Consider the following 23,194-nt stretch of genomic DNA (forward strand, 5'->3'; position numbering starts at 1 on the left):
GTAGCTATGGCGTGGGAAGCCATTGTTACCCTGCTTACCCTGTTTACGGTTCTCTCAGCACTGGTTATTACCCGGGTGTCTGCCGATCTTGTGCTGATGGCGGCCCTGGCATTCCTGCTGATAACCGGCATTCTGGGCCCGGTTGAGGCGCTGGCCGGGTTCGGCAACCCGGGAGTGATTACCATTGCAACGCTCTATGTGGTGGCAGCAGGTCTGAAAGAAACCGGTGCTGTGCAGTGGATTGCCCGGTTGTTACTGGGCCACCCCAAAACCGAGAAAGGTGCCCAGCTGCGCATGCTGGCGCCCACCGGTATTCTCAGCGGCTTTATGAACAATACCGCCGTCGTGGCCATGTTTATCCCCGCCATTCAGGACTGGGCCCAGCGCCTGGGCATTCCTTCCTCCCGTCTTCTCTTACCTCTGAGTTATGCCGCCATTCTTGGGGGCACCTGTACGCTGATTGGCACCAGCACCAATCTGGTGGTGGACGGCATGCTGCAGGCACGCCTGGGGATCAACCTGGGGTTATTTGAGCTGGCCTGGGTGGGTGTGCCGCTGCTGTTGGTTGGTGGTATTTATCTGGTATTGGTGGCTTCCCGTATTCTGCCGGACCGTGGAGGCATGAAGGAGGAACTGGAGCAGGTGCGGCAGTATGGGGTTGAGGTGGAAGTGGAAGCCTCCGGACCTCTTGTCGGCAAGACAGTGGCGCAGGCCGGTTTGCGGGCACTTAATTATGGCTACCTGACGGAAATTGACCGGGGAGGGCGTTTGATTACGGCGGTGGAGCCGGACCGGATGTTGCAGCCCGGCGACAAGCTGTATTTTGTAGGAGCGCCAGAGTGCGCCAGCGAACTGCGCCGGATTCAGGGGCTGAAGCCCGCCCAGGCCAGCATCCAGAAGCTGGACCTGGCCAATCATCAGCGTTGTTTGGTGGAAGTGGTACTTGGCCAGGAATTCCCAGCCCTGGGCAAGACGGTGCGGGAAAGCCGCTTCCGTACCCGGTTCAATGCGGCCATTTTGTCTGTTTCCCGCGAGGGTAACCGTGTGCCGGGGAAGCTAGGGGATATCAGCTTCAAAATGGGCGACACCCTGTTGCTGGAAGCCAGCCATGAATTCGTTGAACAGTACCGGTTCCGCCGGGACTTTCTGCTGGTCAGCGGGCTGAACGATTCCACGCCGCCGGATTTCCACAAGGCGCCCCGCGCGCTGGGTATCTTGTTGCTGATGGTGCTTGTCAGTGCGTCCGGCCTGTTGCAGATCATCGAGGCTGCCTTCCTTGCTGCGGGCGCGATGATAGTCACTGGGTGCATTACGGCCAGCCGTGCCCGGCGTAGTGTGGATTTGCCAGTTCTGGTGGTGATTGCTGCCTCGTTCGCCCTGGGGACCGCCATGACAGAGACCGGCGGGGCAGAGTGGGTAGCATCCAGCCTTTTGGGCCTGTTTGGGCCGCTGACGCCCTGGCTGGCTCTGGCTCTGGTTTACATTCTTACGGCCGCTTTTACGGAAGTTATCACCAACAATGCGGCGGCGGTGTTGATGTTTCCCATTGGATTGGCGGTCTCCGAGCAGTTGGGTGTTAATTTCCTGCCTTTCGCCATAGCGGTGATGTTTGCAGCCTCAGCCTCGTTCATCACTCCGCTGGGCTATCAGACCAACCTGATGGTCTATGGCCCGGGGCGCTACCAGTTTATGGACTATGTGCGCCTGGGTTTCCCGCTGAGCCTGTTGGTAGGCTCAACCGCTATCGGTCTGATCCCCTTCGTCTGGGGTTTCTGATTGGGGTCCTTGTAGGTCGGATTAGGCGAAGCCGTAATCCGACACCTCGTAGCCTGCTGCTTATGAAGTCTGGCCCGGGGGTGGGAGTACCTTTTCTTTGGAAAAAGAACTCGCTTCGCTCAGACACCTTTTTCTGGCAGAAAAGGTACTCCCACCCCCGAGCCGATCGAACTTTTTAGGGAGTAACATTCATCCATGGAAGGAGAGTGTATATATGTATTCAGAGCGTTTTGGCCGCGAAGTTAGAATTACCCACCACGCAATGCAGAGAATGAGAACCCGATTTATTGCGGATGCTGAGCTGGAGATATTGGTTGAAGAAGGGCAAACTCGTTACAAGGATGAGCAGAGATTGTGGATTGCTCATCATTTTGAAGAGCGGCTTGATAATTTGCTGTGCGCTCCGGTAGTGCTTGAAGAAAATTTGTTAATAGTGAAAACAGTTATGCACCATTTTTCATGGGAGGGTTGAGAGCGATGCGCACCGTCTATGATGAAGCAGATGATATCCTCACAATCCATCTCAATGACAAGACGATTGTGAAAGAGGTTTCACAGGATTGGAATACTCACATCAGTTATGCAGCCGACGGTTCTATCGTTGAAGTTGTGGTTCTTGATGCGCAAAAAAATGGTGCGTGGCCTTTAGTGAAAACACATGCTGCGTAATGTCGGGTTTTGGGGTGGTAAGCCAGAATTCGATGCCGAATATCTAGAGTAAGTAGTAAGGGACTATGATAGACATAAAACACCACGGAGCGGTGAAAGGCGTAACGGGTTCCTGTCATGAGCTGGTCGTTGGCAGCTCTGGCATTCTTATCGATTGCGGCCTTTTCCAGGGCGAGGAAGAAGGCAACGGGGCTAGTGCCTCGGATCTTTCCATTGATTTTCCCAATAGCCACATTCGCGCGCTGGTGGTCACCCACGTCCACATCGACCATGTAGGGCGCATTCCTTATCTTCTTGCGGCCGGGTTCGAAGGGCCGATTATCTGTTCGGAGCCGTCGGCCATCATGTTGCCGGAGATTCTTGAGGATGCCCTGAAGATTGGCTTCACTCGCGACAGGGCACTGATAAAGCGGGTGCTTGGGCTGATTCGGTCCCGGCTTGTGCCGGTGCCTTATGGGCAGTGGCATACGGTTTTTGATGGCGAGGGTGAATCTTTGTCGGTTCGGTTGCAGATGGCAGGGCACATTCTGGGGTCGGCCTATGTGGAATGTGAGGCGCAGAGCGACGACGAGTTCGAGCGGATTGTGTTCAGTGGTGACCTTGGCGCGCCCCATGCACCTTTGTTGCCGGAGCCCCAGCCGCCGGAGCGGGCGGACCGTGTGGTGATTGAAAGCACCTACGGCGACAAAGACCATGAGAGCCGGGAGGACAGGCGGTACCGGTTGAAGGCGGTGCTGGAGCACGCACTTGAGGATGGCGGGACGGTTTTGATACCGGCGTTCAGTATTGGGCGGACGCAGGAGTTGTTGTATGAGATTGAGGGGCTAATTGCAGAGTTTAAGGGGTCTGACCCCTCGGGGTCAGACCCCACACCTACTGACATCTGGAGCAATCTCGAAATCGTCGTCGACTCGCCACTGGCCGCTACCTTCACTCGCATCTACCGCGACCTCAAACCCTTCTGGGACGCCGAAGCCATCGAGCTGGTCAACCAGGGCCGGCACCCGCTGTCTTTCGAGCAACTCACCGTCATCAATTCCCACGAAGACCACCTGAACGCGGTTGAATACCTGGCAAAATCCCACCGGCCCTGCGTAGTGCTGGCAGGCTCTGGCATGTGTGCCGGTGGCCGGGTGGTGAACTACCTGAAGGCCATGCTGGCGGACAAGCGCAATGATGTGCTGTTTGTAGGCTATCAGGCGAAAGGGACGCCGGGGCGGGACATCCTCACCTATGGCCCTCGTGGTGGTTGGGTTGAGCTGGATGGGAAGCGTTACGATATTCGTGCTCGGATACACCAGGTGGGCGGTTATTCGGCCCACGCGGGGCAGTCGGATCTGGTGAGGTTTGTGAGTGGAATCGAGCCACCTCCTTCAGAAATCCGAATTGTTCATGGGGATACCGGTGCAAAGGAATTACTAAAAAGTCAATTTCATTCCATTGGGCTAAAGGGGATAATGATCCCCGGTTTGGCCTGAACCCGTTATTTGTTATTAAAGGATTGCAGGGATTATGAAGAAAATCGCCGTAGTCGGCCTTGGATACGTCGGCCTGCCTCTGGCAGCAGCTTTCGGGGAAAAACGCGAGATTGTTGGTTTCGATATCAATGCAACGCGCATTGCGGAATTAAAAGATGGTGTGGATTTCACCCGCGAAGTTTCCCGGGAAGAGTTAGCGTCATCAAAAGGCCTGTCCTTTTCTGATTCCCTGGAAGGTATTCGGGATTGCCAGATTTATATTGTGACGGTGCCTACGCCGATAGATGAGTTCAAAACGCCGGATTTAACACCGCTGGTTAAAGCCAGTGAGAGTGTGGGGGAAGTACTCAAGCGTGGCGATATCGTTATTTATGAGTCCACGGTGTATCCCGGCGCGACGGAAGAGGTCTGTGTTCCGATTCTTGAAAAGGTATCCGGCCTTGTGTTCAACCAGGACTTCCATGCCGGTTACAGCCCGGAGCGGATTAATCCCGGTGATAAAGAACACCGCGTAACAACGATTAAAAAAGTGACGTCTGGCTCTACGCCGGAAATAGCGACAGAAGTGGACGAGTTGTATGCCGGCATTATTACCGCCGGCACCCATAAAGCCAGTTCCATCAAAGTGGCTGAAGCGGCAAAAGTGATTGAGAACACCCAGCGCGATTTGAATATAGCGTTGATGAATGAGTTATCGATGATTTTCTCAAAGCTCAAAATCGATACCCATGAAGTGATCGCTGCAGCGGCAACCAAATGGAACTTCCTACCCTTCAAGCCTGGCCTGGTTGGCGGGCATTGCATTGGTGTAGACCCTTACTACCTTACTCACAAGGCTCAGGCTGTTGGCTATCACCCGGACATTATTCTTGCGGGGCGCCGGGTAAATGACAATATGGGCCCGTACGCCGCCTCTGAGCTGGTAAAGGCTATGATCAAGGCAGGCCACACCATCGCCCGCGCCCGTGTGTTGATTATGGGGTTTGCTTTTAAAGAAAATTGTCCCGATTTGCGTAATACCCGCGTAATTGATGTGGTTAAAGAATTGGCTGAATTTGGTTGCCAGGTAGATGTAACCGATTGTTGGGCCAATAACGAAGAAGCCGAACACGAGTATGGCATTTCGTTACATCAGAACCCTGAGAAAGGCCAATATGACGCGGTATTGCTGGCCGTTCCACACCGGGAATATGCAGAGCGTTCTTCCGGCCAATTACGGGAATACCTGAATGGCAATGGCGTGTTGTTTGATCTCAAGGGCGTGTTGCCTTTGGGTGAGGCCGATTTGCGTTTGTAGTCCTTCTGGTTATTTAATAAAGCCAGCCTTCGGGCTGGTTTTTTTATGGGTGACTGAGTTCAAAATTAATTATTTTGCCATGTATTAATTTATCTATTATTATCTGATCTGACTTTTGTCATTTCAATTGCAGATAATTAAATAAGGGTTTGTATCCATGGCAAAGATTAATGATTATTACCAGAAAAAGCAGCTGATGGAAAAGCTCTCTGAAGAACTGGCGAAACTGGAAGAGGACCAGGCGCTGAAGGGCGAACTTGAGTTTGAAACCAAGGTTCGCGAGCTGATGAAGAAATATGATAAGTCGCCAAAAGACGTTCTCCAGATTCTGGGTGCTATTGATCCTTCCATTGCGGGCGCCAAGGCTGACACCTCAACCAGTAGCCGCGCCAAGCGACCGATGAAGACCTACAAGAACCCGCACACTGGCGAAGTGGTTCAGACCCGTGGTGGTAATCACAAGGTTTTGAATGAGTGGCGGAAGAAGCATGGGAAGGAAACTGTGCAGGGTTGGCAGCAGGACTGAATTGTTGATGTAAGCGGATACCCTGGTGTCGGATTACGCGCCGTTGGCGCTAATCCGGCGTACTGTAGACCACCACTTGGTTTCTTCCTCCCTCCTTTGCCGCGTACAACGCCTCATCCGCCTGCTGTAGCCATTGCATGTGATTCTCTGGCCCGTCGGTCAACGGGGCGATGCCGATGCTGACGGTGTACTGGATGGGGGCCGCGGTGGTTTGTACGGTACTGTTCTGGATGGTTTCCCGGATGCGTTCGCAGATGATCCTTGCGCCTTCCGGGTCGGTTTCCGGCAGGATGATGCCGAATTCTTCACCGCCGTAGCGGCCGGGGCTGTCGGCCTGTCGTAGACTGTCTTTCATGACCTTGGCGGTGTATTTGATCACTTCGTCGCCGGCCAGGTGGCCGTAGGTGTCGTTCACCGGTTTGAAGTGGTCAATGTCGAACATCACCAGGCAGGTGGGGTGGCCATAGCGGCGGTAGCGTTCGAACTCGGCGTCTATGAGGTTTTCCCAGGTGCCGCGGTTGAGCAGCCCGGTGAGGCGGTCGGTCATGCTCAGTTTGGCTAACTGTTCATTCGCTTTTTCCAGTGCCCGTTTACTGGTGGCGACATCCGTCACGTCGTAGACCATCAGGCAGATTTTCTCGACGTTTCCGTCGGGGCCGGAGAGAGGGCTGATGGTCAGGTTCTGGAACATGTAATCTTCGGTGCCGGTAATGGGCCGGGTGTTGCGAAAGCGGAACAGGTAAGGGCGTTGCTCCCAGGACGTAAAGGCCCGGGTGTTGAGCATCGCCACGGAGTCTACCTTGCGGGTCAGCCAGGGCTTGGGGATGTCCGGGAATACGTCAAACAGTACCTGCTCACGGATCCTGCTGGCGGTGATACCGCTGTGGTGCTCCATGAATCCATTCCAGGCCTGTACGCGGAACTCCAGATCCAGCACCACCAGGCCCACTTCCACCGATTCCAGCATGTCGACCAGCCAGTGAAAGGTACTTGCCTCGATTTCGTTCATTGCCATGATTAATCCACCAGGTACTGCAGCCGTTGTTCAAGGAAGGGTACTGAGTCTTCGGTAAGCAGTACCAGCATGTCGCAACTGATGTCCCTGTCTTCCAGTTCGTAGCTGATTTCAATGCACAGCAGCTTTTCCTGTCGTGTGCTGTGGTGCTCAAGCAGGTCTCCGATCTGCCGGTGCTGGCCCAGTACCGTAGGGTGGCCCAGGCCGAGTTTCAGGTCCAGCTGGTCGCCAATACCTTTGAGAAAGGCACCGAAGAGGATGCTGGACATGTCCATGAGCACCTCAACCTGGACGGTTTCGGGGTCCATCTCTTCGTAATGGAGCAGCTCGGCCATGTCGTTGAAACTGGCGTCAGAAAACAGTAACAACGCCTCGCCGGCTATTCCTGCCCCGGTGAACCCCTGGCAGACGGCGGAATAACAACTGTCTTCCTCGGCGGCGGAGATCGCCATGCTCAGTTCTGATCGCGCAATCATCTCCACTCGAGGGATCGGCTGCTTAACGAAGACTCTCAGCAGCCTTGCCAGCAGATCCGACGAACGGCCCATGGCGACGTTGGCGATTTCCTGCAGATACTCGTGGAGACTGATGGGGCTTTCGCCGGGGGTGGAGGCGGCTTGCTGCTTATCCGGTTGTTCAGTGACTTGGGCCAGCTCCTCAGGGCGAAGAAAGCCATAATCCTGCAGCAGTTTTATCACCAGGTCAGTGTCGGTGGGTTTTTTGATGAAGTCGATAGCACCCAGTTTGCGTACGCGGGCCCGAGCCTCGGGCTGGATATCGCCAGAGACCACAATCGTCAGCACCGGAAGATCTTCCTTCAGTACGGCTTCCAGCACCTGGTAGCCGTCCATTTCCGGCATGTTGAGATCCAGGAACATCAGCTCGCCGGCACCGGCCCGGAGCTTTTCCAGGGCGTCGCGGCCATCGGTGGCGAAGGTAACATCAGCGTTCCAGTTGGCGGGCAGGGCGCGGGCCATTTGTTTGCGGGCGAGAGAGGAGTCGTCGCAGATAAGAACGCGGGTGGTCATGGGGGCTCCGTTTATTATTTTCGTCAGTATAGCAGCGGCCCTTCCGAATTCTATGCCCTGTGATCTATCTCACTCTATTGGCCCTGGTGCCTGGGATATAGTGTCTCTGCGGTAACAAGCAGTAACAAAAATAATAACTGCGGTCCGCAGGGCCGGGCGTCGGATGGCAAGGCCTACTAACACATCAGAGACGCAACACTATGAGACAGGATGCTTATTGGTATGCTGTCCCTCTCACCATCTGCCTGGGTATTTCGCCTGTTGCCCTGGCAGAACTGGAGCCCATTTCCGACCGGGAGATGAGCCAGGTGCAAGGGCAGGCAATGATGAGGGTAGACAATGTGGCTGGAGCTGACCACCAGTTTACCCGCGTAACACTGGGGATTGATTCCGAGAAGCGGCTGAATGCCGACCGTGTGATCATGGGCGGGGACGACTCTGGCGCCGACCTTGATATCAAGAATTTCGCCCTTGGCCATTATGTGCGCGAGGGTGACGAAGACCGCATTCAGCTGGATGGCAACACCTACGATGTGAACGAGGTGGTTCCGTTTGAGGGTGTCGAGCCCTATCTGGAACTGGCTGAGAGAAACGGCAAGCTGTCCGGTTTTCGCTTTGGCCTGAACCAGGCGCGGGGCACGCTTTCCGGTGAGATCGCCAGCTTTAGCGGCAACCTTGGCCTGAAGATCAACGATGCCAGTGGCAACCCGGTGGATGCCACGCTGTTTGATAGCGCAGGGGTAGCCACCAATTACCGCGCTACGCAGATTGGCCTGGCGGCAGAAGACGGAAGCTGTGGAGAATGTGTGCCACTGACCAATCTGCTTTCCATGGATATTGGTGTCGATAATGGCGATGACACTGTGGGCTTCACCAAAGACCTGTTCCTGGCATTCCAGAGCGAGTCAGTGGATTGGCAGGACCTGGATGGCACCAACGTGATCCAGGGGCCGCAAGGAGTCTTCCTTAATCTGCCTACGAGTATGACGCTGGATATGCAGACGCTGCAGAACGGGGTGCAGCGGGAACGGACGCATTACGTGGATCGTGGTACGGGGATGTTTTGATTACAATACCCTGCATTCGCCCATTCACGTAATGCAGGAGTCCTTTTGGTGATCCGTTCTTTCTACTGGCACGACTACGAAACCTTTGGTGTCGATCCGATACATGATCGCCCCTCCCAGTTCGCCGGTGTGCGCACGGATGCCGATCTGAACATCATTGAAGATCCGTTGGTCATCTACTGCGCCCCGGCGGACGATTACCTGCCCTCGCCGGAAGCCTGCCTGATTACCGGCATCACCCCGCAAAAGGCACTGGAAGATGGCTACCCGGAAGCGGAATTCATCGCCCGGATCAACGAAGCCTTCAGCCAGCCCGGTACCTGCGCCGTGGGTTACAACAGCCTGCGTTTCGACGACGAAGTTACCCGCCACACCCTGTATCGCAACCTCCGCGATCCCTACGCCCGGGAATGGCAGAGTGGCAATTCCCGCTGGGATATCATCGACATGGTGCGGCTGACCTACGCCCTGCGGCCGGAAGGCATCAACTGGCCGAAGAAGGAAGACGGCAGCCCGAGCTTCCGGCTGGAAGAGCTGACCGTCGCCAACGGCATAGCCCACGAAGCAGCGCACGATGCGATGTCAGACGTGGAGGCCACCATCGCTGTGGCAAAGTTGATCAAGGAAAAGCAGCCCAAGCTGTTCGACTTCGTACTTCAGAACAAGGATAAACACTCCGCCCGGGCAATGCTGGATACCGCGAGCATGAAGCCGGTGTTCCACGTTTCCGCCAAGTACCCGGCCACCAGAGGCTGCTGCGCTATGGTGGCCCCGGTAGCCGAGCATCCCACCAACAAGAATTTGGTGATTGTTTATGATCTTAGGGAAGACCCCAGCGAGCTGATCCACGCCAGCTCTGAACAAATCCGTGAGCGGGTATTTACTTCCCAGGCGGACCTGGGTGAGGGAACAAGCCGATTTCCGCTGAAAGGCGTTCAGTTGAACAAGTGCCCGGTGCTGGCTCCCGCCACCATGTTGAAATCCCTGTCCGAAGAACGGCTGGCGGAACTGGAGCTGGACGGTGAGAAGCTGCGGCAACACCTGGCCATCCTTCGCAAGGCGCCGGACTTGTCCGCCCGCATTGCCGAGGCTTTTGACCAACCCCACGAGGGCGACCTGACTGACCCGGACGAACAACTCTACGCGGGTGGCTTTATCAGCAAAACTGACCGCGAAAAGCTCAACTGGCTGCTGCAACAACCGGTGGAAACCCTGGGAGAGCAGGAAATAAGGTTTGAAGATGGCCGCCTGGACGAGCTGCTGTTCCGCTATCGCGCCAGGAACTACCCCAATACGCTGATCGGTGAAGAGATGGAGCGCTGGGAAGCGTTTCGGGGCCAGCGATTGATGAAACCGAAAAAGGGGTGGCGGTCACTGGAGGCCTTTGCCATGGAATTACAGCGGCTTGCAGCAGACCCGGAACTGACGCCCGAGAAGCGACATGTGCTGGAGGAGTTGCATTTGTATGGGGAGTCTTTGATTCCTTATGTATAAGGATGTTGGCTCTTTCGGAGTCGCCGCTTTTTGAATGCCCCCTCTCCCCCGGCCCCGGTGCGAGAATAACTAAAACGCCATCCAGACAGGAGGCACAAGGTGTTGCAAACAGTAGAGGCATTAATTGACGAGCAGGGCCATATACAGTGGCTCGAGAAGGTATCTATAAAAGGATACCGCAGAGTTTTAATTACTTTGTTGGACGATGACGAATCTCAGGAAGAGGTTCTGGTGGCGGCAGAGTCTGCGCTGAAGGATGATTGGCTCAAGGATGAGGAAGATGAAGCATGGGAGCATTTAAAAAAGGAAGTGTAGTACTGATCAGGTTCCCCCTCTCCCCAACCCCTCTCCCGCGAGGGGAGAGGGGCTCATCCCAGCAAAAACTCACCGCCGCCGCTGGAAATAAACACTCAGCCCTTGCCCCATCAGACTCTGCACCTCGTTCCCCAGCGCTTCGGCTTGAATCTGCTTCTGTACCGGCTTTGTTGCCAGGCTATGCCCATCCGTGTCGCGCGCTTTCACCAGTTTCCACTCCACCTCATTACTCACCAACGCCATCAGTTCCTTCAACTGGGCGGTATCCTGCTGGCGGAACCAGCGGTCCCGGCAGCCACCCAGGCCGTAGAAGTCGGTTTCTGATGCCAGCGCTTGCCACATCGGGTCCTGGCGGTTGGTCAGTACCATTTTGCGAAGCTGGCGCAGGGCTGTGCGGGAGGGTTTGAGGTTGTGCTGGGCAATCAGGCGGCGGATCTGCTGGTCGCCATCGGTCTGTTCATCGACGGCGGTGTGCATATGCACTACCGCACCATTACCCGTAGCGGAGCTGACCAGGGCTGCCAGGGAGACGTCGGTCATTTTTGCCGAGGGCAGTCGGCCGACTTCGATCCAGTGAACCTTATGGTCATCAGCTACGAAGCGCTGGGCAATGGACCAGGGCCAGAAAACGATGTTGCTGATGTCCATTTCTCCGGCCCGCCGTGTCGCTTTGGCGATATTTGCCAGGGACTCGTCTACCGCGATCACTTCGACATCTTTCAGGTAGTGAGCCAGTTCCATGGCACGCTGACCAGACTGGGCGCCGCACACCATGATGCGCAGGGTATCTGGCAGTTGTTCGGTGTTCATGCCCAACTCCGTAGCCATCATGGCTTTCAGGCTGGACTCGGTGCGGTAGGCGAGCTTTGACCAGCTCGGCCAGGCCTGGGGCACGTCGGTTTTTTCCAGGCAGAGTTCTTCTGCTTTTTCGTCGAAATTCTGTTTGATGGCTTCTTCGGCGGTGCGGTTGTAGTAACTTGCCGCCATTACCGGCTGGAAGGCAACTGGCCAGTCCACCAGGTTCCAGCGGCCAAGTTGTACTGCAAAACTCTGGTGGAACATTGCACCATACATGGCACTGATGATCAGTGAGCCGATCATGCCGTCCTGTTCCTCACCCATGGCCAGTTGCGCGCAGATGCTGTCATTGATGGCAGAGACCAGGCGTTCTTCATCATCTTCTGCCGTCAGGGCGTAGCCGGTGCGGTCGGCATAGACTGCAAGGGCCAACGCCAGTGGCTGCAGCTCTTCCCTCAGTTCAACCGTCTGGGCCACCTCGGCGACAATGGCGCGGCGCAACAGAGTGATCAGTTCTTCCACGGCCGGATCTGGCATCAGGGTCTTTTTCAGGGCCAGAATCAGCAGTTCGTCTTCGCTGGCGGCGTCCAGGGCTACCTGGGCGTTCGGGTTTTCCAGGTCGTACTGCTGGCAGATGATAGCGGCTACGAATCGGCCAATTTCCTGGTGGGGCAGGCCATCATGGCGTAATAGCAGGATGGCGTCCCGGGCCAGCCTGGTATCGGCATTCTGAACGTTCAGATTTTCGGCGCAGGTCAGCATGCCACTGTAGAGGGAGGGCCATTCGAGGCCCATTTCCAGCAGTTTGCGATAATGCAGGTAAGCCACGTCAAACTGGCCCTGCAGGCGCTTGGCGTGGGCCACCCCGCAGAAAGCGGCGGCGGATTGCCGGTCCCTCTCCAGGGCCTGAATGAAATACTGCGCCGCGAGGGCAGGGCGTTCTGATTTGATGGCCCAGTAGCCCAGGTTGGTAAACTGCTGCGGTTGGGCAGGGTCCTGGCTGAGGCTGTCTGTGAACAGGGTGTGGGCTTTCTGCAGCGCCCCGTCGTCCATCTCCACCCGGCCCAGCAAGCCGAGTGCTCCGGCATTGCCGGGCTCCTGCGCCAGTACTTCGTTCAGGTATCCCCGGCATTCATGCCGCGCTTTGACACGCTGGGCCAGCGAGACGGGGCTGTTGGACTCGCCATAGGCCAGATTCGCCTGGAGCAGAAGCCGTGCGATATGAGCCTTTTGTGCTTCGGTAGCGTGAACGTTGTGCTGTGCTTGCATGGGACACCTCGTAAAACCCCGCCGCGGCAACCGAGCGGCAATGGTCTGCAGTTTTTTGACGTTTTGCAGTGCTTTGAAAGTGATACTGCGAAAGGTGTGCCAGTTTGTGGACTTTGGGGCTTTGGGGGCTGGCCCGTGGGCGGGGGTTCCTTTTCTTTGGAAAAAGAACTCGCTTTGCTCAGACACCTTTTTCTGGCAGAAAAGGAACCCCCACCCCCGGGCCGATCAGGTCTCCGAGGCCTACCCAGGTCGGTTTAGCAAAGCGCAATCTGACAAAGCAAGCCAACAAAAGCGGGGTCAGACCCCGATACATTGGCTGCATCGAAATGTCTTGGGGTCTGACCCCAATTGGTTAGGCGTAATTCAACAAATGAGCTAGACCTGACGACTCTATGCAACTACAATTCAGTTGCGTTAAATGATCAGGATGATCGCATGGTAAACAAGGACAGGTTTCGGGAGCGGCTTTTGCGAAAGCAGACTCCCAAAGATATCAAGTGGAACGACTTAAGAAGCTTTCTTTTGAGTTTGGGTTTCGAAGAATTGCAGGGCAGCGGATCTCGCGTGCGTTTTTATAAGCCAGGTGAATCCGGGGATAGAGGCGTGATGATCCGGCTACACAGACCGCATCCGGAAAAAGTGTGTGGCCCGTTAATGATCAGAGACGTGGTCCAGACCTTAAAAACTTGGGGGCTGCTATGAACAGCAAGGCATTAAAATACAAAGGCCAGATCGGATCTATTGAGCATGATTTAGACCGTGGCGTACTCTACGGGAAATTGCTGTTCATCAAAGACCTGGTGACTTACGAATCTGAAAGTCTGCGAGGCTTGGAGCAGGAGTTTTGTGTGTCGGTTGATGAATACCTGTCAGACTGCGCTGACATGGGCATTGAGCCAAACAAACCTTTCAACGGGTCGTTCAATATCCGGATTGGTAGGGACCTTCATCGAAAACTGGCAATCAAGGCAGCGGGCGAAGGAATGGGCCTGAACGAAGCAGTTCAGCGCGCCGTCGAATACTTCGTCACCCAGTCCGACATTTCAGAACCCCACCGTAGGTCAGATTAGGCAAAGCCGTAATCTCAAAGCGGGGTCAGACCCCGATACATTTGCTGCATCGAAATGTCTTGGGGTCTGACCCCAGTTGATTTGAACGACCCTAAACCAGCCGAACAGGCCCCGGATAGCGCCCAACCAGCTCATCAGAGGTAAGTAGCAAGAAGCCTTCAGTTTCGGCCTGGGCAACCAGAATGCGATCGAAGGGATCTTTGTGAATATCTGGCAGGTGGCTCACTGCGAGTGTGTGCTGCGACGATATCGGCAATTCCAGATAACCATTGTCTACAAGGCCGCGCCTCAGCAAATGCGGATCAATGTGAAAATCTGGTCGGCCCAGCCCATTCTTGATAACCACTTCCCAAAGACTGGCTGCGCTGAAATACAGCCGGTTACTTTCACTGGTGATCAGGGTTGCGGCCTCGGGAGACAGCTTATCCGGCTCGGCCGCTGCCCATAGCAGAATGTGAGTGTCCAGAAGCAGGTTCACGTCAGCCTCCGAACATCTCAACGATTTCGTCCTGGCCCATCCGGTCGAAATCGTCCGGCACTGTAAATTCCCCTGCCATGAAGCCAATCCTTTTCTGCTGGCTTTCCTCGGGAGAATCGAAAGCCGTTACCCGAGCAACCGGCTTTCCCGCTTTGGCGATGATGAATGCTTCGCCCTTGGCGGCCCGGGCAACGAGTTGCGAGAGGCGGGTTTTGGCTTCGTGCATGTTGACGGATTCCATGGTGCTCTCCGATTGGTTAGCTAATTTAGGTTAGTTTATCATTGCCGGGTTCAACGTACTACCGCATAATCGGATCACAAAAGTAAACTGACAACTATTGTGGCATTCAAATTTCAGGAGCCCTCATGCCCACCGAATCCCAAACTGCCTATCAGCTCAAAGTAACCCTCGCCGGCGCTGAACCCCCAATATGGCGGCGTTTACTGATTGAGCCCGGCACCACCTTCCAGGATTTCCACCGCATTATCCAGGTGGCCATGGGCTGGCAGGCCTCGCACCTGCATCTGTTCGAGGCAGAAGACGGCATCCTGATTGGCGACCCGGCCGAGGACTTTGACGGCATGATGGAGTTCCGGGATGAGGCCGTTGTGCCGGTCTCCGCTGTGTTGTCAGAAGAAGGGCGGGCGCTGCGTTACGAGTATGACTTCGGTGATGGCTGGGAGCATCAAATCGTGCTTGAAAAGATCGCAGCCGTTGAGGCCGGTAGCGATACACTGCCACGCTGTATCAAGGCCGTGCGCCAATGCCCGCCGGAGGATGTGGGCGGATTGCCGGGCTTCTACGACTTTATCGAGGCCATGGAAGATATGGCCCATCCTGAACACATCGCCGTTCGCGAGTGGTGCGGCGAATGGTTCGACCCGGACTTCGTCGATCTCGAACAGATTAACGCAGACCTTGCCGAACGCGATGAGTGGTTCCCAGAGGATCCGGAGCATGGCGCACCCGCAGCCAGTGATTTCCAGGGTCTGAGCCCGGCGCAGGTGCATGAATTGCTGCAGAATCCACTGAACTGTCCCTCGGTTTTCAATCCTCTTTTTGATGCCGACGCGGTGAATAAACGGATCGATACGGCACCGGTTATCCGCATGGCCAGGGTGCTGGTGGAATCGATGAAGGGCAAAGGCATTCGCCTGACCGGCAAGGGCAATCTGCCGTTGAAGCACGTGAAGGCAATGATTGAAGCAGGCGGACAACCCATTGTGGCACCGATGGCAAGGTATTCGCCGATTCGCTCTGAAGAGCACGTGCTGGCGGTGATCCTTACCCGCATGTTGCTGGAGATTGCCGGCTACACAAAAAAACAGAAAGGCGTACTTTCCCTCAAGAAGTCCGCTGAAACCAGGCTGGAGAAAAAAGGCTGGCTGGGTGTATACCGGGATCTGCTCTCAACAGTGCTCACCCGTCTCAGTTGGGCGCCGATGGACCACTACGAGGGCCTGGATGCAATACAGTACACCGCGCCGTTCTGCTTCTGGCTACTGTCAGGAAAAGGCGATCAGTGGCGCCCGGTGGACGAGTACCTGGAGGATATGCTGAAGGCCTTTCCGCGGCTGCCGTTTGACGCCTACCCTGTGGTTTATATGAGTGAGGAACAGAAGGTACGCTCGGCGCTGCGCTCGAGAATGCTGACGTTGTTTCAGCTCCTCGGCCTGATCGAGCTGGATCCAGAGCATGCAAGGTTGCGGGATGAGGGCGGGCAGGTAATGCGGCGAACTGCGTTGTTTGAGGGGGTGTTTGTTCCGGCGTAATCCGACAAAACAACCCAACAGGGAAGCCTAAACCAAAACAGCCGGGCTCAAAGCCCGGCTGTTTTGTTCGTTTACTTCGGATCGATACTTAACCCTGCAGCAACTGCAACACCTGCTGTGGCCTTGCGTTTGCCTGGGCCAGCACTGACAGGCCGGCCTGCTGGAGCACCTGAGTGCGGGCCAGTTCGGCGGATTCGGCCGCGAAGTCCGCATCGCGGATTCGACTGTTTGCCGCTGACAGGTTTTCCGATGTGGTGGATAGGTTTGCTATGGTGGACTCGAATCGGTTTTGTACTGCACCTAGCTCGGCGCGGAAACTGTTGATCTTATCGATGGCATAGTCAATGGATACCATTGCCTCGTCGGCGCCGTCGGGAGTCGAAATGTCTGTGTCATTGACCGACACGGTATTGGCCGCGGCGGTATAGGTTTCGTCCACGTCGATCTCGTTAGTTGCAGTATCGCCATCGAGGTCTGCAGTGATCTGGACCGAAAAGTCTTCGCCGAACTGTGACGAGAAGACGATGTCTTTGTTCGTTCTGTCCAGGTTCGCTTCGACACCCGTTTCGTTGGACTTGGCGTTGATCTTGCCAACAAGGTCATTCAAAGACGTGATGTTGTCAGATGAAAAGGATACGCCATTGATGTTGAAGTCAACTGTGGTCTGCTGGTTAGTATCGAAGTAAGCAGCCAGATCACCACCTTCGGCATTCAAGCTTTGGGCGAAGTCCGGCTGGGTGGTATCCGCATCTACCAGGTCTAGCGAAACCGGCACCGTTTCACCGGAGCTGTTGGTAAAAACAAGTTTGTCTTCGGCGGTGTTGGCCGAAATGGTAATTTCACTGCCGGCAGGCAGCTCTGCATTGAGATCGTCAGCAAGATCTGTAAGAGTGCCTGGAGTAGTACTGGTACCAGTGTACTCGGTATCGTCTATTGAGAAGGTATAGTTAACGTTGCCTGCGTAATTGAGCCCGAGCTCGTTGGTCTCAGTTGTTAAGGGTACAATCTTGTCAGCAAATCCGTCGGTTTTTCCAAGGGTCGCTCCCAACTGACTCCCCCGGGAATCCAGTCCGCTGATACCAATCGTTTCACCCGCGTTAGCGCCCACCTGAAAGGTTTGCGTGCCAAAGGTGCCGTCCAGTACTTTCAGGCCGTTGAAGGAGGTCTGGCTGGCAATTCGGTTGATTTCCTCTATCCGCTGCTGCACTTCCTGGTTAAGTGCCTGGCGGTCGGAAATACTGTTAGTGGCGTTGGCAGACTGCACTGCCAACTCACGGATTCGCTGCAGGTTGTTGGTGATCTCATCCATCGCGCCTTCAGCGGTCTGCGCCAGAGAGATACCATCGTTGGCGTTGCGCTGGGCCTGGTTCAGGCCAGTTACCTGTGACTGAAAACGTTCTGAAATCGCCAGGCCAGCCGCATCGTCTTTTGCAGAGTTGATTCTAAGCCCGGAAGACAGACGCTCAAGTGCCACATTGGCATCGCCCTGAGATGTATTCAGATTTCGCTGAGCATTCAGCGAAGCAATATTGGTATTAATGACCTGAGGCATATCTTTTCTCCCTGCTCAGAGATGCCGGTAACCCGCCGCCCGATCAAAATGGACGCCTTGCCGGCAGGAATTCGTTGAGTTGCCGTTTTGTCAGGAGGAAAGCGAAGTGCGTGCCAGTTTTTCGGCCTTCGTCATAAGTAACTGATAAATAGTTAAATATTCGTGTTGACAAGAGCGCGTAACGAAGGAGGTTGCCGGTTTATCGCCGCAGGCAAGGGAAGCCTTTTGCCGCTTTTACATTTGCTAACAATATTCTTTGCCAATTTTTTAAAGAACTGAAAACGCTGGTCGTTAAGCAATTCAGCAGGACGGCAGCCAGCAACGCAAAAACGGATGCCAGCCCTCTTCCACGAGAACAGCAAATAGTTTTAGGAGAAGCATTATGGCTCTCGGTATCAATACCAACGTTGCATCACTCAGCGCTCAGAATCAGCTGAGCAAGTCTCAGGATCTGAGCAATCAGGCGCTTGAGCGCCTGTCGTCCGGTCTGCGCATCAATTCCGCTAAGGACGATGCCGCTGGCCTGGCAATTTCCCAGCGTTTTTCCACCCAGATTCGCGGTCTTGACGTTGCTTCACGTAATGCCAATGACGGTATCTCCCTGGCCCAAACGGCGGAAGGTGCGCTGGTCGAAGTGGGTAATAACCTGCAGCGAATCCGTGAGCTGGCGGTGCAATCTGCTAATGCTACAAACTCAAGCTCTGATCGCGCGGCGCTGAACGCCGAAGTTGAGCAGTTGGCTTCGGAAATTGACCGTGTTGCTAACCAAACCAACTTCAACGGCACGAAATTGCTGGATGGCAGTTTTTCCAGTGCTTTGTTCCAGGTCGGCGCGGATGTAAGTCAGACCATTGGCATCGACAGTCTCGTTGATGCAAATGCAGAAGCTTTGGGTAGCGCGAGTTTTGCCGCCGAAACGACTGGTGGTTCACAGGTGACAAATGCTGCTACTGAAGACCTTGTCATAAATGACGTCGACATTGACGATGTGGCTGCCCAAGGTTCTGCGGCTGAAACCGCTGACGCATTGGCTGAAGCAATTAACGCTAAGTTTGATCAGACAGGGGTCTATGCAGAGATTACTGCCTCTAGCGAAATCAAGCTGACCTCAGTCAAGGCGGACCAAGCTTTGACAGTAGGCGTCAGTGCAACCGTCAACGGGTCTGGTCTAACAGACGCTACGACCGTTGCTGCCAATCAAGAAGTCTTCGTCAAGGATCTGGATATCTCAACATTTGGCGGGGCTCAGAAAGCCCTCGAAATTGCTGATGCGGCCCTGGAAGAAGTCACCACAGCCCGTGCTGACATGGGTGCGGTACAGAATCGATTCAGCTCAACAATTGCAAACCTGGCAACGACCTCGGAAAACCTGAGTGCTGCCAACAGCCGCATCCTGGACGCGGACTTCGCCGCGGAAACCGCGAAGCTGTCCAAGTCCCAGGTGCTGCAGCAGGCTGGCATTTCAGTTCTGGCCCAGGCTAATGCAAGGCCACAGCAGGTTCTGTCCCTTTTACAGTAAGTATTGATAGCGCTTTTGAATCGGGGTTACTCGGCTTAGCTGAATAGAATCCATTACTAAATTAGCGCTTTAAACCATTAAAGAAACGAACCACCTGGCCGTTAGTTAGTTACAACGGCCAGAATCTGCAGCAAAGACCTTCGGATTCGGTTCATAAAGCTTATTAGGAGTATGGTTATGGCTCTTGGCATCAACACCAACGTCGCATCACTCAGCGCTCAGAATCAGCTGAGCAAGTCTCAGGATCTGAGCAATCAGGCGCTTGAGCGCCTGTCGTCCGGCCTCCGTATCAACTCGGCAAAAGACGACGCTGCCGGTCTGGCAATTTCCCAGCGCTTTTCTACTCAGATTCGCGGCCTGGACGTGGCTTCACGCAACGCTAACGATGGTATTTCTCTGGCCCAAACAGCAGAAGGTGCGCTGGTTGAAGTGGGTAACAACCTGCAGCGTATCCGTGAACTGGCGGTGCAGTCCGCCAACGCGACCAACTCAAGCTCGGATCGCGCCGCGCTTAATGCGGAAGTAGAGCAGTTGGCCTCGGAAATTGATCGGGTAGCGAATCAGACCAATTTTAACGGGACCAAGTTGTTGGACGGCAGTTTCTCTAACCAGCTTTTCCAGGTTGGCGCGGATGCTGGCCAGACGATTGGCGTAGGTAAAATTGTTGACGCTAATGCTGATGGGCTCGGAAGTGCCATGTTTGCTGATGCTGTTACAGGCACAGTTGATGACGCAGCGGTGTCCGGATTGACGATTAACGATATTACAATTGATGACGTGGCTGCGAATACCGGCGATGCGGCTGCAAAAGCAGTCGACCTAGCAAAAGCTATTAACGATAAATTCGATCAGACGGGGGTTTACGCCGAAGTTTCCGATACGACTCTTACCCTTACCTCTGTGAAGGCAGGAGAGGATCTGGTAATTGGAGGTACGGTAACGGGAACTGGGCTGACAGCTGATACAACTGCTGCTGCAGATGGAACGGAAACATTCGTCAAAGACTTGGATGTTTCAACGTTCGCAGGCGCCCAGAAAGCGCTCGAAATCGCCGACGCAGCCCTGGAGGAAGTCACCACAGCCCGAGCTGATATGGGTGCGGTCCAGAACCGCTTCAGTTCCACGATTGCAAACCTGGCAACTACCTCAGAAAACCTGAGTGCTGCCAACAGCCGTATCCTGGACGCTGACTTCGCCGCAGAAACTGCGAAGCTGTCCAAGTCCCAGGTACTGCAGCAGGCGGGTATCTCGGTACTGGCACAGGCCAACGCGCGGCCTCAGCAGGTTCTGTCCCTCCTGCAGTAATCGGGGCATAGCGGCACAAGCCGGGGCTTTTCTGATAAAGAGAAGCCCCGGTTTAACGCCGTTTGAGGATAGTGAGGTAAAGCTATGAATGACGTTAACCTGAACAGCCCGGATTTGAAGCTGGTTCGTTCCAGTGAGCAGGCTCCGGTAAGGGCAATGTCGTCATCTCAGGCCGAAGGCAGGAATGCCTCAGCCCAGGTTGCACCTTCATCGGCTGGCCGTGCGGATCGTGCGCAGTCTCCCAGTCAGGCCCCCAATCAGGCTGAGCAGCCTTCGAAAGCCGAACGGCTCGAAAAGCGTAACGAAGCCCAGCGGGAGCAACTGGATGACGCGGTGTCGCAGTTGAATGACTTTGTTCAGACCGTCCAGCGGGATTTGCAGTTTGAAGTGGATAACGACCTTGGAAAAACGATCGTAAAAGTGGTTGATCAGTCTACCCAGGAAGTGATTCGCCAGATTCCGGATGAGGTTGCATTGAGGTTGGCAGAGAACTTGCAGCAGGATGAACCGCTGACGTTGTTTAACATTAAGGTCTAGAGCATTGCTGCTTTTGGCTTGATGCGAATGACGGGATTTCAGCACCGCCGCACCTGAGAGGGGCCGGCGGTGTTCTGCGTTTGGGGAAGGACTAACCCCCTCTCCCGCGAGGGGAGAGGGGAAGCATGGAGATTACCTCTTGTTACAAAAAGGTAGACGGAAAAGGCAAAGTTTTGCCGCCTTTTGCCGATAAACTGATCAGTATCGATTTTCGCCCCCTTGAGGAGGCATGGTTATGGCAAGCATTTCATCGTTGGGTATTGGTTCCGGGGTTCTTACCTCGGATTTGGTAGATCAGCTGGTTGCAGCAGAACGCAAACCGACTGAAACCCGCCTGAACCAACAGGCTCAGCAAACTGAGACGCTACTGTCCGCCTATGGCAAGCTCCGTAGTGCTGTAACCGAGCTACGCCTGCCCATGCGTCAACTCAGCTCACCAGATAACCTGAAGGCCTTTTCCGCGTCCTCCTCCAATAGCGATATCGGGGTGTCCGTGGATAGCACCAAAGCCAGTCGGGGTACCTATAGTGTTGAGGTGACCAGCCTGGCATCTGCGCAGGCGCTGGCGTCCCAGGCGGTATTTGCAGACCGGGATTCGACCAGCGTTGGCCAGGGTACCTTGCAGTTGTCTGTGGGGGACAAGATTACTGACGTTACAATTGATAGCAGCAATGATTCATTGCAGGGATTGGCGAATGCCATCAATGAATCCGACGCTGGTGTTTCTGCCGGTGTTATCGATACCGGTAACGGTTATCAACTGGTGCTTTCAGCTGACGAAACCGGCACAGCCAACTCTGTAAGCATTTCGGTCAGTGGTGATACTGGCGGAACCAATACGGATAATGAGGGGCTTTCCCGTTTCGCGTTCAACGACACTATGGACGCGGGGGCTGGCCTGCAGCAAACCATTGCTGCCAGCGATGCGGTGATGAAGGTTAACGGCATCGAAGTTACCCGCTCAACTAATACTTTTGAGAATGTGATCGATGGTTTGACCTTTGATATCACTGCCGAGGGTGCATCGACCATCAAGGTTGAACAGGACCTGGGTGCAGTAGCGGACCGGGTTCAGGGTTTTGTCGACAAGTTCAATGCTCTGCAGTCCACCATCGATAGCCTCGCCGGATTCAATGCTGAAGCAGGACGAGGCAGTGTGCTGACGGGCGATTCCACGGTTCGTAATATCCAGGGCCAGTTGCGCAATATTCTTACACGTGTGGTTCCGGGGATGGAGAACGCCAGTGTTCGCAGCCTGGCAGATGTTGGGATTACCACCAACTGGGAAACCGGCGGGCTCGAGTTTGATCAGGAAAAGTTCGAGGAGCAGCTCAAGGCCAATCCGGACGATGTTACTGCGCTGTTCGCTGAGCAGGGCAGAGTCTCTGATGGCCAGGTTGAATTTGTGCGCAGTGGTCTGGATACGCAGCCGGGGGAGTACGACATAAACGTGACTCAGGCTGCCACCCGTGGCCAGCTTTTGGGTGGTTCTGCGTTGGGCGGCAGTTTCGATATCACCGACACCAATGATGAGCTGACCCTGAATGTAGACGGTAATATTACTGTGAACCTGGCTTTGACCCAGGGAACCTACGCCGACCAGCAAGGCATGCTGGACGAAATTCAGGCCCAGTTGGATTCCAATAATGCATTGAATGCGGCTGGCGTTTCGGTTCAGGCCGGGGTGGATGGTTCAGGTAATCTGAATTTCACTTCCTCCAGCTATGGCAGTGAATCTGGTGTTTCGCTGTCTTCTGCGGAAAATGCCGCGACTTTCGGTCTGGATACCAACACCAGTACTAAGGGGCTGGATGTGGCCGGCACCATTGATGGCAGGGCAGCCGAAGGTGATGGTCAGGTTTTGTTCTTGTCCAGTGGTAACGGTGGTGCTTCCGGCCTGCAGGTCCGGATTATGGGTGACCAGACAGGCGATCGTGGCTCCATCAATTTCATTGAAGGCGTCGGCGAGCGTACCGTAGATCTGGTCACCAATATGGTGGGTGCCGGTGGCGCCTTCGAATCCCGCACCGACAGCCTTAACCGTGAGCTGGAGCAGATTCAGGAAAGCCGTGTCAGGCTGGAAGAGCGGGTCACAGCATATCGGGAGCGCCTGGTTAGCCAGTTCAGTGCAGCTGATTCGCTGATTTCACAGCTTAACAGCACCCGGGATTATGTCACCCAGCAGTTGGCGGCCTTGGCACCCAACGCGAACAATGGCAACAACTAAA

Annotated in this window: 22 protein-coding genes; 16 read left to right on the forward strand and 6 right to left on the reverse strand. The window is 54.9% G+C overall.

The annotated features are described in order from the left end of the window. The first annotated feature begins 6 nt into the window (after positions 1-6). The 6 genes from ABJM11_RS06430 to ABJM11_RS06455 all read left to right on the forward strand — a co-directional run bounded on the left by ABJM11_RS06430 (position 7) and on the right by ABJM11_RS06455 (position 5,746). Positions 7-1,776: an SLC13 family permease gene (locus ABJM11_RS06430; RefSeq protein WP_348294930.1), complete on the forward strand. Its 1,770-nt coding sequence runs from the start codon at positions 7-9 to the stop codon at positions 1,774-1,776. Positions 1,777-1,990: 214 nt separating this feature from the next. Next, positions 1,991-2,248 carry a DUF4258 domain-containing protein gene (locus ABJM11_RS06435; protein ID WP_348294931.1) on the forward strand — a complete coding sequence of 86 codons (258 nt, stop codon included), beginning with the start codon at positions 1,991-1,993 and terminating at the stop codon, positions 2,246-2,248. Between the two features lie 5 nt (positions 2,249-2,253). Continuing rightward, positions 2,254-2,445, forward strand: coding sequence for a DUF2283 domain-containing protein (locus ABJM11_RS06440; RefSeq protein WP_348294932.1), 192 nt, complete (start codon positions 2,254-2,256; stop codon positions 2,443-2,445). A gap of 65 nt (positions 2,446-2,510) precedes the next feature. Further along, entirely contained in the window at positions 2,511-3,923 is a 1,413-nt protein-coding gene (locus ABJM11_RS06445) for an MBL fold metallo-hydrolase (protein ID WP_348294933.1), read from the forward strand. 34 nt (positions 3,924-3,957) lie between these two features. Further along, a complete protein-coding gene (gene tviB / locus ABJM11_RS06450; RefSeq protein ID WP_348294934.1) occupies positions 3,958-5,220 on the forward strand; it encodes a Vi polysaccharide biosynthesis UDP-N-acetylglucosamine C-6 dehydrogenase TviB in 1,263 nt (420 codons plus the stop codon). 157 nt (positions 5,221-5,377) lie between these two features. Further along, positions 5,378-5,746, forward strand: coding sequence for a histone-like nucleoid-structuring protein, MvaT/MvaU family (locus ABJM11_RS06455; RefSeq protein ID WP_348294935.1), 369 nt, complete (start codon positions 5,378-5,380; stop codon positions 5,744-5,746). A gap of 49 nt (positions 5,747-5,795) precedes the next feature. Here the strand turns inward: ABJM11_RS06455 and ABJM11_RS06460 are convergent, their stop codons facing one another. Then, the gene (locus ABJM11_RS06460) at positions 5,796-6,761 is read right to left on the reverse strand and encodes a diguanylate cyclase (protein WP_348294936.1); all 966 of its coding nucleotides are present in this window, start codon (positions 6,759-6,761) and stop codon (positions 5,796-5,798) included. A gap of 2 nt (positions 6,762-6,763) precedes the next feature. Next, positions 6,764-7,789 carry a response regulator gene (locus ABJM11_RS06465; protein WP_348294937.1) on the reverse strand — a complete coding sequence of 342 codons (1,026 nt, stop codon included), beginning with the start codon at positions 7,787-7,789 and terminating at the stop codon, positions 6,764-6,766. 200 nt (positions 7,790-7,989) lie between these two features. On the opposite strand from ABJM11_RS06465, the gene ABJM11_RS06470 reads away from it, so the two are divergent. The 3 genes from ABJM11_RS06470 to ABJM11_RS06480 all read left to right on the forward strand — a co-directional run bounded on the left by ABJM11_RS06470 (position 7,990) and on the right by ABJM11_RS06480 (position 10,665). Continuing rightward, positions 7,990-8,856, forward strand: coding sequence for a hypothetical protein (locus tag ABJM11_RS06470; protein ID WP_348294938.1), 867 nt, complete (start codon positions 7,990-7,992; stop codon positions 8,854-8,856). Between the two features lie 48 nt (positions 8,857-8,904). After that, the gene (gene sbcB / locus ABJM11_RS06475; protein ID WP_348294939.1) at positions 8,905-10,350 is read left to right on the forward strand and encodes an exodeoxyribonuclease I; all 1,446 of its coding nucleotides are present in this window, start codon (positions 8,905-8,907) and stop codon (positions 10,348-10,350) included. 99 nt (positions 10,351-10,449) lie between these two features. Next, positions 10,450-10,665 (forward strand): hypothetical protein, encoded by a 216-nt coding sequence (locus ABJM11_RS06480; RefSeq protein ID WP_348294940.1) that lies wholly within the window; start codon positions 10,450-10,452, stop codon positions 10,663-10,665. Between the two features lie 69 nt (positions 10,666-10,734). On the opposite strand, the gene ABJM11_RS06485 is transcribed toward ABJM11_RS06480, so the two are convergent. Continuing rightward, positions 10,735-12,732, reverse strand: coding sequence for a hypothetical protein (locus tag ABJM11_RS06485; RefSeq protein ID WP_348294941.1), 1,998 nt, complete (start codon positions 12,730-12,732; stop codon positions 10,735-10,737). A gap of 435 nt (positions 12,733-13,167) precedes the next feature. Here ABJM11_RS06485 and ABJM11_RS06490 point away from each other — a divergent pair, with 435 nt between their 5' ends. Further along, positions 13,168-13,434 (forward strand): type II toxin-antitoxin system HicA family toxin, encoded by a 267-nt coding sequence (locus ABJM11_RS06490; protein WP_348294942.1) that lies wholly within the window; start codon positions 13,168-13,170, stop codon positions 13,432-13,434. Continuing rightward, positions 13,431-13,802 (forward strand): type II toxin-antitoxin system HicB family antitoxin, encoded by a 372-nt coding sequence (locus tag ABJM11_RS06495; RefSeq protein ID WP_348294943.1) that lies wholly within the window; start codon positions 13,431-13,433, stop codon positions 13,800-13,802. Before ABJM11_RS06490 ends, ABJM11_RS06495 begins: the two co-directional genes overlap by 4 nt. 91 nt (positions 13,803-13,893) lie before the next feature. Here the strand turns inward: ABJM11_RS06495 and ABJM11_RS06500 are convergent, their stop codons facing one another. Both ABJM11_RS06500 and ABJM11_RS06505 read right to left on the reverse strand, forming a co-directional pair. After that, complete coding sequence (locus ABJM11_RS06500) at positions 13,894-14,280, reverse strand: type II toxin-antitoxin system VapC family toxin (protein WP_348294944.1); 387 nt, start codon at positions 14,278-14,280, stop codon at positions 13,894-13,896. A 1-nt stretch (position 14,281) separates the two neighbouring features. Then, positions 14,282-14,521, reverse strand: a complete 240-nt coding sequence (locus ABJM11_RS06505; RefSeq protein ID WP_275704463.1) for a type II toxin-antitoxin system Phd/YefM family antitoxin — start codon at positions 14,519-14,521, stop codon at positions 14,282-14,284. A 125-nt stretch (positions 14,522-14,646) separates the two neighbouring features. On the opposite strand from ABJM11_RS06505, the gene ABJM11_RS06510 reads away from it, so the two are divergent. Continuing rightward, positions 14,647-16,053 carry a plasmid pRiA4b ORF-3 family protein gene (locus ABJM11_RS06510; protein WP_348294945.1) on the forward strand — a complete coding sequence of 469 codons (1,407 nt, stop codon included), beginning with the start codon at positions 14,647-14,649 and terminating at the stop codon, positions 16,051-16,053. 88 nt (positions 16,054-16,141) lie between these two features. Here the strand turns inward: ABJM11_RS06510 and ABJM11_RS06515 are convergent, their stop codons facing one another. Further along, positions 16,142-17,605, reverse strand: coding sequence for a flagellin (locus tag ABJM11_RS06515; RefSeq protein WP_348294946.1), 1,464 nt, complete (start codon positions 17,603-17,605; stop codon positions 16,142-16,144). A gap of 382 nt (positions 17,606-17,987) precedes the next feature. Between ABJM11_RS06515 and ABJM11_RS06520 the strand changes: the two genes are divergently transcribed. From ABJM11_RS06520 to fliD, 4 genes are all read left to right on the forward strand, one after another. Then, positions 17,988-19,124: a flagellin gene (locus ABJM11_RS06520; RefSeq protein WP_348294947.1), complete on the forward strand. Its 1,137-nt coding sequence runs from the start codon at positions 17,988-17,990 to the stop codon at positions 19,122-19,124. A gap of 177 nt (positions 19,125-19,301) precedes the next feature. Beyond that, positions 19,302-20,429 carry a flagellin gene (locus ABJM11_RS06525; RefSeq protein ID WP_348294948.1) on the forward strand — a complete coding sequence of 376 codons (1,128 nt, stop codon included), beginning with the start codon at positions 19,302-19,304 and terminating at the stop codon, positions 20,427-20,429. Between the two features lie 84 nt (positions 20,430-20,513). Beyond that, entirely contained in the window at positions 20,514-20,966 is a 453-nt protein-coding gene (locus ABJM11_RS06530; RefSeq protein ID WP_348294949.1) for a flagellar protein FlaG, read from the forward strand. A 235-nt stretch (positions 20,967-21,201) separates the two neighbouring features. After that, positions 21,202-23,193: a flagellar filament capping protein FliD gene (fliD, locus tag ABJM11_RS06535; protein ID WP_348294950.1), complete on the forward strand. Its 1,992-nt coding sequence runs from the start codon at positions 21,202-21,204 to the stop codon at positions 23,191-23,193. The last annotated feature ends 1 nt before the right edge of the window (position 23,194 follow it).

The organism is Marinobacter sp. (genome assembly GCF_039977835.1).
Taxonomy (GTDB): Bacteria; Pseudomonadota; Gammaproteobacteria; order Pseudomonadales; family Oleiphilaceae; genus Marinobacter.

Excerpts from the sequence above, each read along its gene's own strand:
- ABJM11_RS06445 (WP_348294933.1), top strand. The coding sequence starts at position 2,511 with ATGATAGACATAAAACACCACGGAGCGGTGAAAGGCGTAACGGGTTCC.
- ABJM11_RS06460 (WP_348294936.1), bottom strand. The coding sequence starts at position 6,761 with ATGGCAATGAACGAAATCGAGGCAAGTACCTTTCACTGGCTGGTCGAC.
- ABJM11_RS06525 (WP_348294948.1), top strand. The coding sequence starts at position 19,302 with ATGGCTCTTGGCATCAACACCAACGTCGCATCACTCAGCGCTCAGAAT.
- ABJM11_RS06530 (WP_348294949.1), top strand. The coding sequence starts at position 20,514 with ATGAATGACGTTAACCTGAACAGCCCGGATTTGAAGCTGGTTCGTTCC.
- ABJM11_RS06515 (WP_348294946.1), bottom strand. The coding sequence starts at position 17,605 with ATGCCTCAGGTCATTAATACCAATATTGCTTCGCTGAATGCTCAGCGA.
- ABJM11_RS06440 (WP_348294932.1), top strand. The coding sequence starts at position 2,254 with ATGCGCACCGTCTATGATGAAGCAGATGATATCCTCACAATCCATCTC.
- fliD (WP_348294950.1), top strand. The coding sequence starts at position 21,202 with ATGGCAAGCATTTCATCGTTGGGTATTGGTTCCGGGGTTCTTACCTCG.
- ABJM11_RS06455 (WP_348294935.1), top strand. The coding sequence starts at position 5,378 with ATGGCAAAGATTAATGATTATTACCAGAAAAAGCAGCTGATGGAAAAG.
- ABJM11_RS06470 (WP_348294938.1), top strand. The coding sequence starts at position 7,990 with ATGAGACAGGATGCTTATTGGTATGCTGTCCCTCTCACCATCTGCCTG.
- ABJM11_RS06490 (WP_348294942.1), top strand. The coding sequence starts at position 13,168 with ATGGTAAACAAGGACAGGTTTCGGGAGCGGCTTTTGCGAAAGCAGACT.
- ABJM11_RS06430 (WP_348294930.1), top strand. The coding sequence starts at position 7 with ATGGCGTGGGAAGCCATTGTTACCCTGCTTACCCTGTTTACGGTTCTC.
- ABJM11_RS06465 (WP_348294937.1), bottom strand. The coding sequence starts at position 7,789 with ATGACCACCCGCGTTCTTATCTGCGACGACTCCTCTCTCGCCCGCAAA.
- ABJM11_RS06435 (WP_348294931.1), top strand. The coding sequence starts at position 1,991 with ATGTATTCAGAGCGTTTTGGCCGCGAAGTTAGAATTACCCACCACGCA.
- ABJM11_RS06520 (WP_348294947.1), top strand. The coding sequence starts at position 17,988 with ATGGCTCTCGGTATCAATACCAACGTTGCATCACTCAGCGCTCAGAAT.
- tviB (WP_348294934.1), top strand. The coding sequence starts at position 3,958 with ATGAAGAAAATCGCCGTAGTCGGCCTTGGATACGTCGGCCTGCCTCTG.
- ABJM11_RS06495 (WP_348294943.1), top strand. The coding sequence starts at position 13,431 with ATGAACAGCAAGGCATTAAAATACAAAGGCCAGATCGGATCTATTGAG.
- ABJM11_RS06485 (WP_348294941.1), bottom strand. The coding sequence starts at position 12,732 with ATGCAAGCACAGCACAACGTTCACGCTACCGAAGCACAAAAGGCTCAT.
- ABJM11_RS06505 (WP_275704463.1), bottom strand. The coding sequence starts at position 14,521 with ATGGAATCCGTCAACATGCACGAAGCCAAAACCCGCCTCTCGCAACTC.
- ABJM11_RS06510 (WP_348294945.1), top strand. The coding sequence starts at position 14,647 with ATGCCCACCGAATCCCAAACTGCCTATCAGCTCAAAGTAACCCTCGCC.